General features: G+C 32.2%; 12 protein-coding genes and 2 riboswitches. All 12 genes read right to left on the reverse strand.

The window, feature by feature from the left end:
• Window positions 1-2: 2 nt before the first annotated feature.
• Window positions 3-2,684, reverse strand: coding sequence for a methionine synthase (gene metH / locus IEW75_RS03725; RefSeq protein ID WP_134247428.1), 2,682 nt, complete (start codon window positions 2,682-2,684; stop codon window positions 3-5).
• A gap of 53 nt (window positions 2,685-2,737) precedes the next feature.
• Complete coding sequence (locus tag IEW75_RS03730) at window positions 2,738-3,730, reverse strand: homocysteine S-methyltransferase family protein (protein WP_134247427.1); 993 nt, start codon at window positions 3,728-3,730, stop codon at window positions 2,738-2,740.
• Between the two features lie 58 nt (window positions 3,731-3,788).
• A riboswitch (SAM riboswitch) is annotated at window positions 3,789-3,888 on the reverse strand.
• 78 nt (window positions 3,889-3,966) lie between these two features.
• Window positions 3,967-4,536 carry a precorrin-2 dehydrogenase/sirohydrochlorin ferrochelatase family protein gene (locus IEW75_RS03735; RefSeq protein ID WP_134247426.1) on the reverse strand — a complete coding sequence of 190 codons (570 nt, stop codon included), beginning with the start codon at window positions 4,534-4,536 and terminating at the stop codon, window positions 3,967-3,969.
• A gap of 18 nt (window positions 4,537-4,554) precedes the next feature.
• Window positions 4,555-5,322 (reverse strand): uroporphyrinogen-III C-methyltransferase, encoded by a 768-nt coding sequence (gene cobA, locus IEW75_RS03740; protein ID WP_134247425.1) that lies wholly within the window; start codon window positions 5,320-5,322, stop codon window positions 4,555-4,557.
• Entirely contained in the window at window positions 5,312-7,402 is a 2,091-nt protein-coding gene (locus tag IEW75_RS03745; protein WP_134247424.1) for a ferredoxin-like domain-containing protein, read from the reverse strand. The genes cobA and IEW75_RS03745 overlap by 11 nt, the downstream gene beginning before the upstream one ends.
• 93 nt (window positions 7,403-7,495) lie before the next feature.
• On the reverse strand, window positions 7,496-8,743 hold the full coding sequence (locus tag IEW75_RS03750; RefSeq protein ID WP_134247423.1) for a sulfate adenylyltransferase subunit 1: 1,248 nt from the start codon (window positions 8,741-8,743) through the stop codon (window positions 7,496-7,498).
• A gap of 111 nt (window positions 8,744-8,854) precedes the next feature.
• A complete protein-coding gene (gene cysD, locus IEW75_RS03755; protein ID WP_134247422.1) occupies window positions 8,855-9,754 on the reverse strand; it encodes a sulfate adenylyltransferase subunit CysD in 900 nt (299 codons plus the stop codon).
• A 10-nt stretch (window positions 9,755-9,764) separates the two neighbouring features.
• The gene (locus tag IEW75_RS03760; protein ID WP_229714388.1) at window positions 9,765-10,382 is read right to left on the reverse strand and encodes a phosphoadenosine phosphosulfate reductase domain-containing protein; all 618 of its coding nucleotides are present in this window, start codon (window positions 10,380-10,382) and stop codon (window positions 9,765-9,767) included.
• Window positions 10,382-10,648, reverse strand: coding sequence for a DUF2061 domain-containing protein (locus IEW75_RS03765; protein ID WP_134247420.1), 267 nt, complete (start codon window positions 10,646-10,648; stop codon window positions 10,382-10,384). Before IEW75_RS03765 ends, IEW75_RS03760 begins: the two co-directional genes overlap by 1 nt.
• 122 nt (window positions 10,649-10,770) lie before the next feature.
• A complete protein-coding gene (locus tag IEW75_RS03770) occupies window positions 10,771-11,940 on the reverse strand; it encodes a trans-sulfuration enzyme family protein (protein WP_134247419.1) in 1,170 nt (389 codons plus the stop codon).
• A gap of 69 nt (window positions 11,941-12,009) precedes the next feature.
• Window positions 12,010-15,399 (reverse strand): bifunctional aspartate kinase/homoserine dehydrogenase I, encoded by a 3,390-nt coding sequence (gene thrA, locus IEW75_RS03775; RefSeq protein WP_229714389.1) that lies wholly within the window; start codon window positions 15,397-15,399, stop codon window positions 12,010-12,012.
• 95 nt (window positions 15,400-15,494) lie between these two features.
• A riboswitch (SAM riboswitch) is annotated at window positions 15,495-15,596 on the reverse strand.
• 61 nt (window positions 15,597-15,657) lie between these two features.
• Window positions 15,658-16,947 carry an O-acetylhomoserine aminocarboxypropyltransferase/cysteine synthase family protein gene (locus IEW75_RS03780; RefSeq protein WP_134247417.1) on the reverse strand — a complete coding sequence of 430 codons (1,290 nt, stop codon included), beginning with the start codon at window positions 16,945-16,947 and terminating at the stop codon, window positions 15,658-15,660.
• Window positions 16,948-17,138: the final 191 nt, after the last annotated feature.

Raw genomic sequence — 17,138 nt, forward strand, 5'->3', positions numbered from 1 at the left:
ATTTATTCAGCCAAATTCGGATTCAGCCACTTTCTCATTACTTCTAAATCTATATTTTTTCTATCAGCAACACTTTTCAATTGTTCTTCAGTAATCTTTCCTACTCCAAAATATTTTGCTTTTTCATTCCCAAAATAATATCCCGAAACCGATGCTGCGGGCCACATAGCCAAACTATCTGTTAACTCAACTCCAATGGTTTCTTTTACACTAAGTAAATCCCAAATTGTCCACTTCTCTGTATGATCTGGACACGCAGGATAGCCTGGCGCTGGACGAATACCTTTATAGTTTTCTTTAATTAACTCTTCATTTGAAAGCCCTTCATCTGTAGCATAACCCCAATATTCTTTACGTACTTTTTCATGTAAATATTCAGCAAAGGCTTCAGCCAATCTATCGGCTATTGCTTTAATCATAATCGAATTATAATCATCGTGATCCCTCTCAAACTCTGCAGCCAATTCTGCTGTTCCAAAACCTGTAGAAACACAAAAAGCGCCCATATAATCTTCAATTCCCGTTTCTTTTGGGGCTACAAAATCTGCTAATGCTATATTTGGAATTCCTGCTTTCTTTTTTAATTGTTGACGCAAAGTTACAAATTGAACATTTACTTTAGTTCTATCTGTATGTGCATAAATTTCAACATCATCATCATTTACAGAATTTGCAGGAAAAATTCCAAAAACAGCTTTTGCAGTTAATAAATTTTCATTCAATACTTTTGCAAGCATTAACTTTGCATCATTAAATAAATTAGTAGCCGATTCTCCTACAACTTCATCGCTTAAAATAGCTGGATATTTACCTGCCAATTCCCAAGTTCTGAAAAACGGCGTCCAATCTATATAATCTACTAGTTTTGTTAAATCAAAATCTTCAAAAACCTGAATTCCTTCAAAATTAGGTTTCTTTATTGTTGTTGTATTCCAGTCAATATTAAATTTATTTTTTCGAGCATTAACTAACGAAACATATTCTTTTTTACTAGATCTGTTAGCAAAACCTTCTCGAACCTTTACATAATCAGCTTTTATATCGCCAACATATTTCTGATTGGTTCTTTTATTTAATAAATCTCCAACAACCGTTACAGCTCTTGATGCATCGTGCACATGAACAACTGCATTTTTATATTGAGGATCAATCTTCACTGCTGTATGCGCTTTAGAGGTAGTTGCACCACCAATTAACAATGGAACTTCAAAATTTTGACGTTCCATTTCTTTCGCTAAATACACCATTTCATCTAAACTCGGTGTAATTAAACCACTTAATCCAATAGCATCAACATTTTTATCCTTTGCTGCTTGAATAATTTTTTCAGGAGCGACCATTACTCCTAAATCTACAATATCATAATTATTACAACCTAAAACAACACCCACAATATTTTTTCCGATATCGTGTACATCACCTTTTACCGTTGCTAATAATATTTTTCCGTTAGACTGACTTGCTCCACCTTTATCAAGTTCTATAAATGGTAATAGATAGGCTACGGCTTTTTTCATTACACGTGCTGATTTTACAACCTGAGGTAAGAACATCTTACCTGAACCAAATAAATCTCCAACTACATTCATTCCAATCATTAAGTTACCTTCAATAACTTCAATTGGTTTTACAGCTTCCAGTCTGGCAGCTTCAACATCTTCCACAATAAATTCATCTAAGCCTTTTACTAAAGAATGTGTAATTCGTTCTTGCAAAGGTTTTTCTCTCCAACTTAAATCAACTTTACGCTCTTTTGAAGTGCTAACAACACTTTCTGCAAAATCTAATAAACGCTCTGTAGCATCTTCTCTTCTATCTAAAATAACATCTTCAACGTGTTCTAATAGGTCTTTTGGAATATCATCATACACCTCTAACATTGCAGGGTTTACAATTCCAATATTCATACCTGCTTTTATAGCATAATACAAAAACACTGAATGCATTGCCTCTCTAACCGCATTGTTTCCTCTAAAAGAAAACGATACATTACTTACACCTCCACTTACGCTTGCATTTGGTAAATTCTCTCGAACCCATCGTGTCGCTTCAATAAAATCTATGGCATTTCGTTTGTGCTCATCCATTCCAGTAGCTACCGGAAATATATTTAAATCGAAAATAATATCTTCTGAAGGAAAGCCAACTTTATTAACTAAAACATCATACGAACGTTTCGCTATTTCAATTCTTCTTTCATAAGTATCCGCTTGTCCAAATTCATCAAAAGCCATTACAATTACAGCAGCTCCATACATTTTAATCTTTCTGGCTTGCTCAATAAATTGCATTTCTCCTTCTTTTAAACTGATAGAATTCACCACACATTTACCTTGTGCAACTTGTAAACCAGCTTCAATTATTTCCCACTTAGAACTATCAATCATAATTGGAACACGAGCAATGTCCGGTTCAGCAGCAATTAAATTCATAAAACGAACCATTGCTTCTTTTCCTTCTAACAAACCATCATCCATATTAATATCGATAATTTGGGCACCACCTTCAACTTGATGACGCGCAATGGCTAAAGCTTCATCAAATTTTTCTTCTTTTATCAATCGTAAAAACTTACGAGAACCAGCAACATTGGTGCGTTCACCAACATTTATAAAATTACTTTCTGGAGTAATTATTAATGGTTCAAGTCCAGATAATTTTAAATATTTTTTTTCAGTATTCATTCTATAGTGATGAGATTCTGAATCAAGTTCAGAATGACGTAAAATTAAAACTTTTATTTAACCAATCTCGGTTGATATCCTTCAGCTAATTCTGCAATTGCTTTTATATGGTCAGGAGTTGTTCCGCAACAACCACCAATTATATTTATCAAACTTTTTTCTAAATATTCTTTAATTTGACCTGCCATCATTTCTGGCGTTTCATCATATTCACCAAAAGCATTTGGCAATCCAGCATTTGGATGTGCAGAAATTCTTAAGTCTGATTTTTGTGCCAAAACTTCTAAATGCGGTGTTAACTGGTTTGCACCTAACGCGCAATTAAACCCAACAGTTAATAATGGAATATGTGATACTGAAATTAAAAAAGCTTCAGCTGTTTGACCGGATAATGTTCTTCCGCTAGCATCTGTAATAGTTCCGCTTAACATAATTGGAATATCAATATCTCTTTCGTCTTTTATTTCTTCAATGGCAAATAATGCGGCTTTTGCATTTAATGTGTCAAACACCGTTTCAACCAATAATAAATCTACTCCACCATCAATTAACGCTTCTGCTTGTTGTTTATAAGCTATTCTTAAATCTTCAAAAGTTACGGCTCTAAAACCTGGATCATTTACATCTGGAGACATACTAGCCGTTCTATTTGTTGGGCCTATTGAACCAGCTACAAAACGTGGTTTATCAGGATTTTTTGCTGTATATTCTTGAGCAACTTCTTTAGCTATTTTAGCCGATTCAAAGTTCAATTCATATACAAATTCTTCCATTTCATAATCTGCCATTGCAATGGTTGTTGAAGAAAATGTATTCGTTTCAATAATATCAGCTCCAGCTTCTAAATATTTTCCGTGAATAGATTTAATAGCTTCAGGTTGCGTAATGGAAAGCATATCGTTATTTCCCTTTACTGAAACATGAAAATCTTTAAATTTTTCACCTCTATAATCTTCTTCAGTAAATTTATACTGCTGAATCATAGTTCCCATAGCACCATCGAGCACTAATATTTTATCCTTTAATATGTTGCGAATGTCTTCCATTTTATTTTTTTAACATAAACATAGGAAGTAGTAAAAAGAAATACTTTTAAGGCATTGAATGTTATCTTCCCATAATTTTGGTAGAATTTAGCACCTTCTTTTTTAAAGGGTTGCCAAGGCTTCAACAGGTCTATTCCCTCTGCCTTTCTTAATAACTAATTATATGTTTACGAACTTTCTGCAAATAAACGGCATATTCTTATGAATTACAAACTGCAATCCAAATTTATACCTTTCTATAATAATCTTTCAGTTAATTTGTTCAATTGATTGACTTTATCACTAAAATCACCCTTAATTGTTTTTCTGAATTTATTTAAATTTTCAGCCAACTCATCAATGTTTTCTGGAATTACTTCTTCAAAAAATTGACGTAAACGTTTTGCTAAAGTTGGTGATTTTCCGTTGGTTGAAATTGCTATTTTAATATTGCCTTTTGTTACAATTCCTCCTAAATAAAAATCACATAAACTTGGTGTATCGGCAACATTTACAATAATATTATTGGCTTTACAATCAGCATAAATTTGTTTATTAATTTCTAAATTATTTGTCGCTGCTATTACCAATTGCTTGTTTTTTAAAGCCAACTTATTATAAGGTGCTTTTAATAATGAAACTTGGTATTTATTTGCTAAACTTAAAAAATCTTCATCAAAATCTATTGAAACTACCAAAACAGTTGCATTAGGACTTGATTTTAATAAAAAAGATAATTTTTCTAAGGCCACTGTTCCACCTCCAACAATTAATATGTTTAAGACATTCGCCTTTAAAAAAATTGGATATAATTGGTTTTGATTCATTTCTTTAATAAAATAAGATTAAGCACTTACCGATTTATAACTTTCATAAAACGAATTCAATTTTGCACTTTCCTTGACAACTTCCCCAATAACAATTATAGCCGGAGAGGATAATTGCTTTTGATGCACAACCTCTTCAATAGAATTAATAGTCCCTAAACCAATTTTTTCACTCGCTGTTGTTCCGTTTTGTATAATTGCTGTTGGAACTTCCGATTTGTTGAACTTTTTAAATATTGAAACTATTTCATTCAACTTACTCATTCCCATTAAAATAACAACTGTTGCCGTAGATTGGGCAGCCAAATAAACATCGGTAGAAAGTTGTCTTTCCGATGTTGTGCCTGTAATTACCCAAAAACTTTCTGCAACTCCTCTTTTAGTTAATGAAATCCCTTGACTTGCCGGAACAGCCATTGCTGATGAAATCCCGGAAATTACTTCAGTTTCTATTCCAAAAGATTCAATAAATTCAACTTCTTCAGAACCTCTACCAAAAATAAAAGGATCACCTCCTTTTAAACGAACTACATTTCCATATTCAAAAGCACTTTTTACAATTAACTCATTAATTTTATCTTGTGTAAAACTGTGCATACCTTTACGTTTACCTACAAAAATCTTTTTTGCAGTAGGTGCATATTCCAATAATTCTCTATTTATTAAAGCATCATACAAAATTACCTTAGATTTTTGTAAGGCTTTTACACCTTTAACTGTTATTAAATCTGGATCTCCTGGACCTGCTCCAATTAATGTTACTTTTTTCGCTAATTTAGTTTTCATTACTCACAGTTTTAGTTCTAAACTCGTTTACTTTTTCATAAAACAACTGTGCTTCTTCTAAATATTTTTCAGCAAATTCTTCTGTTGGTTCATTGTTTTTTATTTGATAAATAAAAGTTGAAAACGGAACTCCCAAATCAATTTCTTTTCCAAAAAACTCATCAAACTGAGAAATAATACCAACGTGTGTATTCGTTTTCTTTCCTTCTGAAGTTAATAAGGCTTTTGCTGTATTTACAATACTTGAATAGGTGTAATAAATACTATCTGAAAATTGATTTAATTTTAATGATTCTAAAGCATTTTCTAATTTCTCTTCGCTTTCTAATAGCAATGTTGCTATTAAATCTATAACAACCCCAGCACATTCTCCAACTCCAACTGCTTTTTCATAAGCTTCTTCACTTCCCCAATCAATAAAATCACTTTGTTCTAAATTTGTAGTATCTGCTAAAGGTTTTAACAAGTTGTAAAAATAACGCTCTCCTTGCCTGTCGTAATAATTGATAAAAGACTCATCTACAGAAACGTTAGCTTCGTAATCATTTAAGATTGAACGTAAAGCTTGAGGACCACGTTTGCTTGGTATTTTCAGCACTTTATCGGCAATTCTTCCTGCTCCATTTCCTAAAACACTTCCTCCTAACAATACTTGCAATGCTGGAGCAACTAGATTTCCTGATTTAATAGACATTCCTTGAAAACCAATATGAGCCATTGTATGTTGCCCACAAGAATTCATACAACCACTTATTTTTATGGTAATTTCTTTATTGTTTGCATATTGAGGGTACTCGTTTCGCAACACTTTCTCAAGTTCTGCAGAAATTCCAGTACTACTCGCAATTCCTAAATTACACGTATCTGTTCCTGGGCATGAGGTAATATCTAAGGTGCTATTATAACCAATAGTTGCAAAACCCAATTTGCTTAATTCGTTATAAAAAAATGGCAATAATTCATTCTTAACATGACGAATTAATATATTTTGACGTAGTGTTAATCGGATTTCATTTCCTGCATAATTTTTAATTAAATCGGCTAACATTCTAGCTTCATCTGTATAAAAATCTCCTAAATACACTTTTATACCAATAGCACTAAAACCATCTTGTTTTTGGTGAATTACATTCGTTTTTTTCCACAATTCAAAAGCCTTCTCATCTTTAATTTCTACTGAAGGAACTTTAATGTGAGGTAAATTTACCTCATTATTAACCCCTGACGTATCAATAGGAAAAGAAGTTACCGACAATGCCTTTTGCTCGTCTTCAATCAATTTTATAAAAGCGTTAAAACCTACATCTTTTATTAAAAATTTCAATCTGGCTTTCGCTCTTTTAGAACGCTCTCCATATCTATCAAAGACACGTAAAACCGCTTCTGTAATTGGAATAATTTTATCCGCTTCAACAAATTCAAATAGTGTATCTGCTAAACGCGCTTGTGAACCTAAACCTCCAGCAACCATTACTTTAAAACCAATAACACCATCCTTAATTTTGGCGATAAATCCTAAATCGTGCATAAAACTTAATGCTGTGTCCTCATCTGTTCCAGAAAATGAAATTTTAAATTTTCTTCCTAATTCCTGGCAAATTGGATTTCGTAAAAAGAACTCAAAAGTAGCGTGTGCATATAGCGAAACATCAAATGGCTCATTAGGGTCTATTCCTGCAGTTTCACTTGCCGTTACATTTCTAACAGCATTTCCACAAGCTTCACGTAATGTAATATCATCTTTTTCCAATTCAGCCCAAAGTTCTGGCGTTCTATCTAAACTTACGTGGTGAATTTGAATATCTTGACGTGTAGTAATATGCAATCTTCCTCTTGAATATTCATCTGAAACATTAGCAATCCTATGAAGCTGTTCGCTGGTTACTTTTCCATATGGTAGCTTAATACGAATCATTTGAACCCCAAACTGACGTTGCCCATAAACACCTCTTGCAAGACGTAAACTTCTAAAACGTGCCTCGTCAATTTCTCCGTTATAAAACTGTTGAATCTTTTTTTCTAGGTCAATAATATCCCTCTCGACGATCGGATTTTCGATCTCGCTTCTAAAGCTTTGCATGCTATTTGATTTTTTTAGTTAGTAATAATAGTTTCCCTAGTTCATAAGGAAATATGAGCTTTAATAATTTATATGTAATTGATTTTCTTTTAGTTATTCAATAAAACCGACACCCGCAGTGTTATTAGTTTGTGGATCGATTAAAATAAAAGATCCGTTAGTTCTATGCTCTTTAAATGCATCTAAAAAAATTGGCTTGTTCAGTTGAAATGAAACAGCTGCAATATCATTCATTTTTAAACTATCAACTCCTGTTTCAACTCCAGAATAATCTGGATTTATTTTATTATGAATAGCACCAACTTTAGCTAACACTTTATGTACGCCATGTTGTAACACATATTTAGAACCAGCTCTTAAATTTTCGTTATCCATCCAAGTTACAGTTGCTGTAAACTTCTTTTCGATTTTTGGCAATTCGTTTTCTTTAACAATCATATCACCTCTGCTTACATTTACATCATTTTCTAAAGTAACAGTTACCGAAGATCTACGAGCAGCAGTTTGATATTTTTTATCATAAAAGAAAATTTCTTTAATTTTAGATTTAGTTTTTGATGGCAAAATAACTACTTCATCTCCAACATTTAATTCACCTCCATATACTTTACCAGCATATCCTCTAAAATCGTGATATTCCTCAGTTTTTGGACGAATTACATATTGAACTGGAAAACGTACTTTACCTAAATTATAAATATCTTGAGTATCAATCTCTTCTAAATGTTGTAGTAACGTTTTACCAGTAAACCAAGACATTTTTGTTGATTTCTCTACAACATTATCGCCTTTTAAAGCACTTACAGGAATAAAAGTAATATTCTGATCTTCATAATCACTTTTGTCAACTACTTTTTGAAAATCAGCTTTAATTTCATTGTATCTTTCTTCAGAAAAATCAACTAAATCCATTTTATTTACTGCTACAATTACATTCTTAATTCTTAATAAATTATTAATGAAAAAATGACGATAAGTTTGTTCAATAACGCCGTGACGTGCATCTATTAAAACAATTCCCACTTGCGATGTAGATGCTCCTGTAACCATATTACGGGTATATTCTACGTGACCAGGAGTATCAGCAATTATATAACTTTTTGTAGCTGTTGAAAAATAAATATGTGCTACGTCAATAGTAATTCCTTGTTCTCTTTCTGCTACTAAACCATCAGTTGCTAGAGAAAAATCTAAATAATCGTATCCTTTTTGTTTAGAACTGCGTTCAATGGCCTCTAACTTATCATCGGTTAACGATTTTGTATCGTACAACAATCTTCCAATTAATGTACTTTTTCCGTCATCTACACTTCCTGCTGTTGCTATTTTTAAAACTTCCATTTTTTTGTTTAGCTTTTTGCCATTCGCTTTTAGCTATTGGCTTAAATTTATGTTGTTAATAAGCTAAAGGCTAAAGCCAGTAGCTAAAGGCAAAATTTTCTTTCGAAAATTTTAGAAATACCCTTGTTGTTTACGTTCTTCCATTGCTGCTTCTGATCTTTTATCATCAATTCTTGCACCTCTTTCTGAAATACTTGAATCTCTAATTTCCGAAACGACTTTGCTAATTGTGGTAGCATAAGAATCTACAGCTGCAGTACAACTCATATCTCCTACAGTTCTAAAACGAACCATGCGCTCTTCAACCTCCTCATCTTCATCTTTATACACATGTTCTGAAGCCGACCATATAAGTCCATCTCTTAAAAACACATTACGTTTATGTGCAAAATAAATAGAAGGAATTTCTAAATCTTCACGCTCTATATAGGTCCAAACATCTAACTCTGTCCAGTTAGAAATTGGAAAGACACGTACATTTTGACCAAAATCTATTTGTCCGTTTAGCATATCAAATAATTCTGGACGTTGGTTTTTTTCATCCCATTGACCAAAATCGTCACGTACAGAAAAAATACGTTCTTTTGCTCTTGCCTTTTCTTCATCTCTTCGAGCACCACCAATACAAGCATCAAATTTAAATTCTTCAATAGCATCTAAAAGTGTAGTTGTTTGTAACATATTTCTGCTAGAATACCTTCCAGATTCTTCTTTTACCTTGCCTTGATCTATAGAATCTTGTACATTACGTACTATTAATTCCAATCCTAATTCTTCAACCAAACGATCTCTAAATTCAATAGTTTCAGGAAAATTATGTCCTGTGTCTATATGCATTAATGGAAACGGAATTTTTGCTGGATAGAAAGCTTTTTGAGCCAATCTAACCAATGTGATTGAATCTTTTCCTCCTGAGAATAACAGCACAGGTTTTTTAAACTGTGCAGCAACTTCTCTCATAATATAAATTGCTTCGTTTTCTAATTGATTTATGTATAATTTATCTGTCATAATTCGCTTTTTATGAATGTAAACCACATTCTCTATTTTCTAATACCTTTGTTGGGTCGAAGTATTTAAACTCATTAGGTAATTCATTTCCTTCTAAATAGGCATCTAATTGTGCATCCGTATAATTATAAAAAGGACTCACTTTTAAAATACCATCTTTACTAAGAGAAACTACATTAATACTATCTCTAAAAGCAGTTTGACCATTGCGTAAATTTGTAAACCAAACATCAGGCTTGTGTTCTTGCATTGCTCTAGTAAACGGTTCAAGTTTTACTTGTTCCGTAAATATTTTATGCTGCGGATCTTCAATTTGAGGAATTCCCATTATTGAATCTCTATGTGCTGTTGTTTGTTGTGGTACATATAAATGCACATTTAAACCTAAAGAATGTATTAGTTCATTTGCATGTTTATAAGTTTGCGGTGTATTGTACCCTGTATCGCACCAAATTACTTTTAACTCAGCATCTACTTGTGTACACGCATGTAAAATAGCCACTTCGTATGGTCTAAAATTTGTAGTAACTACAGGATTTTTAGCAACTGACAGTGCCCAAGTAATAATTTCAGTTGGAGATTTATCTTTTAAATCTTCATTTATTTGTTCAATATTAATGTGCTTCATTATTTTCCCCATTTTATTTTATTCCAGATTCTTTCGTGAAAAAAGTACAATACCATTTTTGTTACTAATTCTATAGAACCTATTGATAATGCCAATGCAATATGCCCAGTAATTAACCAAGAAATTACAATGGTATCTAAAGTTCCAATTACTCTCCAACTAATAGTTTTTAAAATACTACGCATAGGTTTTTCAGAACTTTGAACATCTACTTCACCACTTTTATTTTGTTTTTTATTTGAAATAAAGATCTGATCTAGTATCATTTTTCGATTATGTCATTTTAAGAGGCAAACTTACTCTTTTTTCACAAGCCTACCAACTCGATAGACTAATAGATTGGCAATATTTAAACTTTTTAACATATTCTTAAAAAAAGTATTAATTTTTAATGATTTAAAGCCTGTTCAATATCCTGAAGTATATCTTTTACATTTTCTAAGCCAACAGAAATTCGCACCAACCCGGGCGTAATTCCTGCTGCTAAACGCTCTTCTTCACTTAATTTACTATGTGTAGTGGATGCTGGATGCGTTACAATAGTTCTTGTATCTCCCAAATTTGCAGATAAAGAGCACATTTTAATGGCATTTAAAAAATTTCGCCCTGCCTCAATTCCTCCTTTTACCTCAATAGCAATAATATTTCCTCCTAACTTCATTTGCTTTTTAGCAATTTTATATTGAGGATGTGATTTTAAAAAAGGATATTTTACTGTTGAAATATGCTCATTATTTTCAAGAGTTTCAGCTATTTTCACTGCATTTTCGCAATGTCTGTCAACTCTTACAGCCAAAGTTTCTAGACTTTTACTCAAAGTCCAAGCGTTAAATGGCGACATTGCAGGACCAGTATTACGTGAAAATAGATAAATTTCACGCACCAAGTCAGAATTACCAACCACAACACCTCCCATCACACGACCCTGCCCATCCATTAATTTTGTTGCAGAATGCACAACCAAATCTGCTCCATATTTAATTGGTTGCTGAATATAAGGAGTTGCAAAACAGTTATCTATAATTAAAATTAAATTGTGCTTTTTTGCTATTTTGCTTAACAACTCTAAATCTATAATATCTACTCCAGGATTTGTTGGAGATTCTGCATATAAAATTTTTGTCGAAGGCGTAATTAACCCTTCAATTTCATCTGGATTATTTATATCAAAATAAGAGGTCGTAATATTCCACTTTGGAAAATATTTTGTAAACAAAGTATGTGTTGATCCAAAAACCGAACGCGCAGAAACTATATGATCTCCACTACTTAACAGCGCTGCAAAACTCGCATAAATTGCCGCCATTCCTGTAGCAAAGGCATAACCATCTTGTGCGCCTTCCATTGCTACAACTTTTTCTACAAACTCTGTTGTATTTGGGTTGCTAAAACGCGAATAAATGTTTCTATTTTTTTCTTCACTAAAAGAAGCCCTCATATCTTCAGCATCTTCAAAAATAAAACTTGAAGTTACATACATCGGGATTGAATGTTCCTGAAAGTGTGAACGTTCTAATTGGGTTCTAATTGCTGTTGTTTCAAAATTTTTATCGCTCATATTATCTATTTTTCCCCTCGTTAATCCTTCCCACACGAAAGGAAACTTGTTACAGTTAATTTTTAATTATTAATTTTTTTGTGCTAAACGCAAAATATCACCAAAAACACCACGTGCAGTAACAGCTGCTCCCGCTCCAGCACCTTGAATTACAATCGGTTTTTCACCATAAGATTCAGTAAATACTTCAAAAATAGCATCTGCCCCTTGTATTTGTCCCAAAGCACTATTTGCTGGTACAGAAATTAATTTAACCTCTAATACTCCTTTATCTTCTTGTAAATTACCCGATAAATCTCCAATATAACGCAATACATGACCTTCTTTTTGAGTATCTTTTATTGCCTGATAATGTGCGTCTAAATCAGTTAATTTTTGTAAAAATTCAGAAGCTTCTCCCGTTCTTAAATTTTCTGGAATTAAGTTTTCAATAACTACATCGCTAAATTCATTTTGTAAATCTAGTTCACGGGCTAAAATCAATAATTTACGTCCAACATCATTTCCACATAAATCTTCACGCGGATCTGGTTCTGTATATCCGTTTGCAATTGCCTCTTTTAAAACCGCACTAAACGGACGATCTTGCACAGAATAATTGTTAAACAAATAACTTAAAGATCCTGAAAACACACCCCTAATTCCTGTAATGTTCTCACCAGAATCGTGTAATAATTTTATGGTATCTATTAATGGCAATCCCGCTCCCACATTGGTTTCATATAAGTAGGCTTTTTTATTATCGCTTAATTTATTACGCAATTCTTTATAAAAAGAATACTCTAAGGTATTTGCTATTTTATTTGATGAAATTAAATCGAATCCGTTTTCAACTAAATCAATATAATTTTTTACAAATTCACTATTTGCTGTATTATCAACAGCTATTAAATTTTCTAAATGGTTTTTTTCGGCATAGTCTATTATATTCTGAACAGAATTTTCTTCAGAAGCAATTGTTAAGTCAGTTTCCCAACTTTCATTTATACCTTTTTTATTCAGCAATACTTTTGAAGAATTTGCCACTGCAAAAATATTTAAGTTGATGTTTTTTCTAGCAATGATATTTTCTTTGCTTTTCAGAATTTGGTTTATCAGTGTTCCGCCTACAAGTCCTTTTCCAAAAATTGCAATGTTAATGTTTTTTGAAATCTCAAAAATTTCACCGTGAATAACATTTACCGCTTTGTTTAAATCGGTTTGTTTTACAACCAAACATACGTTTTCACCTGTTACAGTATTGTTTATTAGTATTGGAGTAATGTGATTTTTTATTAAAGCACCATAAGGTTGATTGAAAGAATACAAGCTTTGTCCAATAATTGAAATTACAGATACGCTCTCGGTTACGTATATCTGACTTACATCTTTACTTTTAAATTCAGTTTTAAACTCTTGCTCTAATACTTTTTTTGCTTTGTAACCATTTTTAGCATCAACAATAAAACCAATTCCTCGTTCACTTGAACCTTGAGAAATAATACTTACACTAATATTTTCTCTACCTAAAGCTCCAAAAATTCTTCCATCAACACCAACTTTCCCCAATAAACCGCGTCCAATTAAATTTACCAAAGCTACATCTTGATCAACAGATAAGGATTTAATACCTCCCCGTTCCGTTTCTTTGCCTATTAAAGTACCTGTGTTATCAGCATTAAACGTATTTAAAATTCGTAATGGAATATTTTTCTCAATTAATGGAATAATAGTTTTAGCATGCAAAATATTAGCTCCAAAATTTGCCATTTCATTGGCTTCTTGGTAGCTCAATTTTTCTATTTTCTTTGAGTTTTCAACTAAATCTGGGTTTGCAGTATAAATTCCATCAACGTGTGTATAGTTTTGAAATTCTTCAGCATTCAAAAAATTAGCAATTAATGAGGCTGTATAATTACTTCCATTTCTTCCTAAAGTAGTTGTTTCTCCGTTTAAATTAGAACCAATAAAACCTGTAATAATTTGAGTAACTTCATCTGGTTGATTTCTAAAAAATTCTATTACATTTTCTTCTGAAGTGTTTTCAAAAGGCTGTGCTTTTCCAAACTGATTATTAGTTTTAATTAATGTACGGGTATCAGCAAAATTGGCTTTAGTCCCTCTTTTATTCAGTAAATTAGCAATTAATTTAGCAGATAGTATTTCTCCTTGCGAAAGTACTTGATCTTTAACTTTAGGGCTGTAATCACCTAACAAATTTACACCTCTAAAAATTTCATCTAATAATTGAAATTCGTTAGATAAATCGACTGTGCTATCAGCTTCTATCTGATAGTTTTTCATTTGCTCAAACTCTTCTATATAAGGCAAACCACTTTTTGCTTTTTCTAAAATAGATTCTAAATGATCTGTTGTTTTTCCACGTGCTGAAACTACTACAGCTATGTTTTCATTATTAGCAATTTTGTTTTCAATAATAGCTAAGGTGCTTTCTAAACCTAAACCATTTGCTAACGACTTTCCTCCAAATTTTACTACTTTCATCTTATTGTGTTTAGAACTTTTGTTAAAAATTGGTTCTATAATTTTTCCTAATTGTTTATATTCTATTAAAAAAGCATCATGTCCGTGTACCGAATTTATTTCGTTATAGGTAACATTTGGATGTGTTAATGCTAATTGTTTATGTGTTTCTTTGTTCTCTTCTGCCGTAAAAAATAAATCTGAATCTACTCCAACAATATGAATATTTGCTTTTATAGTATCTAGTACATTTTCACTTCTATCTTTTGTAACGTCAATGGTTTTTAACAATTGATTCATTAACCTATAAGCAGACAATTGAAAACGTTCCTGTAATTTTTTACCGTGATGTAGCAGCCAACTTTCTACATTAAAAATTTCTAATTCCTCATTTTTAGAACGTTGAAAACGTGCCTTAAAAGATTCTGGAGTTCGATAGCACAACATTGCATGCATACGTGCATCGTGCACTGGATTGCTCGAATTCACTAAAAATTGTTCTTGAATTTGGCAATTTGCAATTAACCAATCCGTAGCTTTCCAGTCTGTAGCAACCAAAATTAAATGTGTTGTAATTTCAGGATTGATAACTGCCATTTCCCAGGCAATACCACCACCTAAAGAACCTCCAATCAACGCAAATAAACCCTCAATTTTTAACGCTTTCAACCCTAAAACAAAAATATTAGCAATATCTCTGGCTTCAAAATCTTTATAATTTTCTATTACAAAACCATCATATCCATTTCCAGGGATATTAAATGACAAAATAGTATAATGATTGGTGTCTATTACTTTATTCTCTCCCACCAAATCAATCCACCAACCATCTTTCCCCGCAACATTTGAATTTCCTGTTAATGCATGGTTTACCAAAATGATTGGAGCAGAATACAATTCTTTTCCAAAAATCTCATAAGAAAGTTGAAGATACTCGCTTTTTATTCCTTTTTCAGAAATAAAATTAGAGAGTGTTATGTGTTTTAATTGATTCATCAATAATTATTTAAAATAGCATCCTTTACAGAATTATTTGTGCTTAAAAATTATTGTTACGAGAAATGCAGAAAATTACTCAAAGTAATTTCGTTTAGTTATCTATCCAAAATGGGTAGAATTTAGCACCTTCTTTAAAAGTTAAAGGGTTGCTAAGGCTTCACTGGGTCTATTCCCTCTGCCTTTCTTGATAACAATAGTCAATACGTTTATGAACTAAGCGGCAAATTAACACAATAATTCTTTCTCAAACAAAATTTAATGTACTAATGTTTTTATTTCTTTAAAAGCTTCTTGCAAATCTTGTTTTAAATCTTCAATATCTTCAAGTCCTACAGACAATCTTATTAAATCTTTTGAAACTCCACTAGATTCTTGTTGTTCATCAGTTAATTGTTGATGTGTGGTACTTGCAGGGTGAATTATTAATGATTTTGTGTCTCCAATATTAGCTAATAAAGAAAATAGTTGAGTTGCATCTGTTACTTTTTTAGCCGCTTCAAAACCTCCTTTTAATCCAAATGTTACCAAACCACTTTGCCCTTTAGATAAATATTTTTTTGCTAATGTATTGTACTTGCTACTTTCTAAACCTGGATAATTTACCCAAGCAACTTCTTCTCTACTTTCCAACCATTGTGCCAATTTCAAAGCGTTTTTACTGTGTTGTTTTATACGAATTGGTAAGGTCTCTAATCCTTGAATAATTTGGAATGCATTAAACGGACTTAATGCACCTCCAAAATCACGTAATCCTTCTAAAATTAATTTAAACGTAAATGCTGCCGCACCTAAAGTTTCGCTATAAACCAATCCATGGTATCCTGCTGAAGGTTCCGTAAATTCAGGAAATTTACCATTTGTCCAATCAAAAGTTCCAGCATCAATAATAGCCCCTCCTAACGAGTTACCTTGTCCCCCAATATATTTTGTTAATGAATGAATTACCAAATTTGCTCCGTGTTTTATAGGATTTAACAACGCTGGACTTGCCACTGTATTATCAACAATAAATGGAACACCGGCTGCTTTTGAATGAACTGCAATTGCTTCCAGATCCAAAACATCTAATTTTGGATTTCCTAAAGATTCTACAAAAAATGCTCTTGTATTTTCTTGAACAGCTTCTTTAAAGTTTTCAGGATTTGAAGCATCTACAAAAGTAGTAGTAATTCCCAATCTTGGTAACGTAACATTTAACAGCGTAAAAGTTCCTCCGTACAAACTACTTGAAGCTACAATATGATCTCCCGCTTTTAGCAACGTTAATAATCCGGTAGAAATTGCCGAAGTTCCAGAAGCAAAAACAACTGCTCCAACTCCGCCTTCAATTGCAGCTAAACGTTGTTGTAAAATATCGTTGGTTGGATTGTTTAATCTTGTATAAATGAATCCTAATTCTTTTAATGAAAATAAATTTGCTGCGTGTTCTGTATCATTAAAGACATATGATGATGATTGATAAATAGGAACTGCTCTAGTTCCAGAAGTTTGTGCTGTATCATGTCCTGCGTGTAATGCTTGTGTTGAAATTTTTTGAGTACTCATTGTTATATTTTTTTATATTTTAATTCTAGTTTAGTTAAATAAAAAAGTCCCTTTGGTTTTAGGTATTACCAAAGGGACTTTTATCTATATAGACTTTATTTTTCCATTTATATTTGGCAATACCTGTTCATTGTGTCACGCATTATTTGCATACACATTTCAAATTGGTTTAACATCATTTTTTGGAAACT

Origin of the sequence: Lutibacter litoralis (assembly GCF_014646675.1) — a bacterium.
GTDB lineage: Bacteria > Bacteroidota > Bacteroidia > Flavobacteriales > Flavobacteriaceae > Lutibacter > Lutibacter litoralis.

What these genes read in the sequence shown, in the direction of transcription:
- metH (WP_134247428.1), bottom strand. Translation starts at nt 2,684, where the DNA reads ATGAATACTGAAAAAAAATATTTAAAATTATCTGGACTTGAACCATTA.
- IEW75_RS03730 (WP_134247427.1), bottom strand. Translation starts at nt 3,730, where the DNA reads ATGGAAGACATTCGCAACATATTAAAGGATAAAATATTAGTGCTCGAT.
- IEW75_RS03735 (WP_134247426.1), bottom strand. Translation starts at nt 4,536, where the DNA reads ATGAATCAAAACCAATTATATCCAATTTTTTTAAAGGCGAATGTCTTA.
- cobA (WP_134247425.1), bottom strand. Translation starts at nt 5,322, where the DNA reads ATGAAAACTAAATTAGCGAAAAAAGTAACATTAATTGGAGCAGGTCCA.
- IEW75_RS03745 (WP_134247424.1), bottom strand. Translation starts at nt 7,402, where the DNA reads ATGCAAAGCTTTAGAAGCGAGATCGAAAATCCGATCGTCGAGAGGGAT.
- IEW75_RS03750 (WP_134247423.1), bottom strand. Translation starts at nt 8,743, where the DNA reads ATGGAAGTTTTAAAAATAGCAACAGCAGGAAGTGTAGATGACGGAAAA.
- cysD (WP_134247422.1), bottom strand. Translation starts at nt 9,754, where the DNA reads ATGACAGATAAATTATACATAAATCAATTAGAAAACGAAGCAATTTAT.
- IEW75_RS03760 (WP_229714388.1), bottom strand. Translation starts at nt 10,382, where the DNA reads ATGAAGCACATTAATATTGAACAAATAAATGAAGATTTAAAAGATAAA.
- IEW75_RS03765 (WP_134247420.1), bottom strand. Translation starts at nt 10,648, where the DNA reads ATGATACTAGATCAGATCTTTATTTCAAATAAAAAACAAAATAAAAGT.
- IEW75_RS03770 (WP_134247419.1), bottom strand. Translation starts at nt 11,940, where the DNA reads ATGAGCGATAAAAATTTTGAAACAACAGCAATTAGAACCCAATTAGAA.
- thrA (WP_229714389.1), bottom strand. Translation starts at nt 15,399, where the DNA reads ATGAATCAATTAAAACACATAACACTCTCTAATTTTATTTCTGAAAAA.
- IEW75_RS03780 (WP_134247417.1), bottom strand. Translation starts at nt 16,947, where the DNA reads ATGAGTACTCAAAAAATTTCAACACAAGCATTACACGCAGGACATGAT.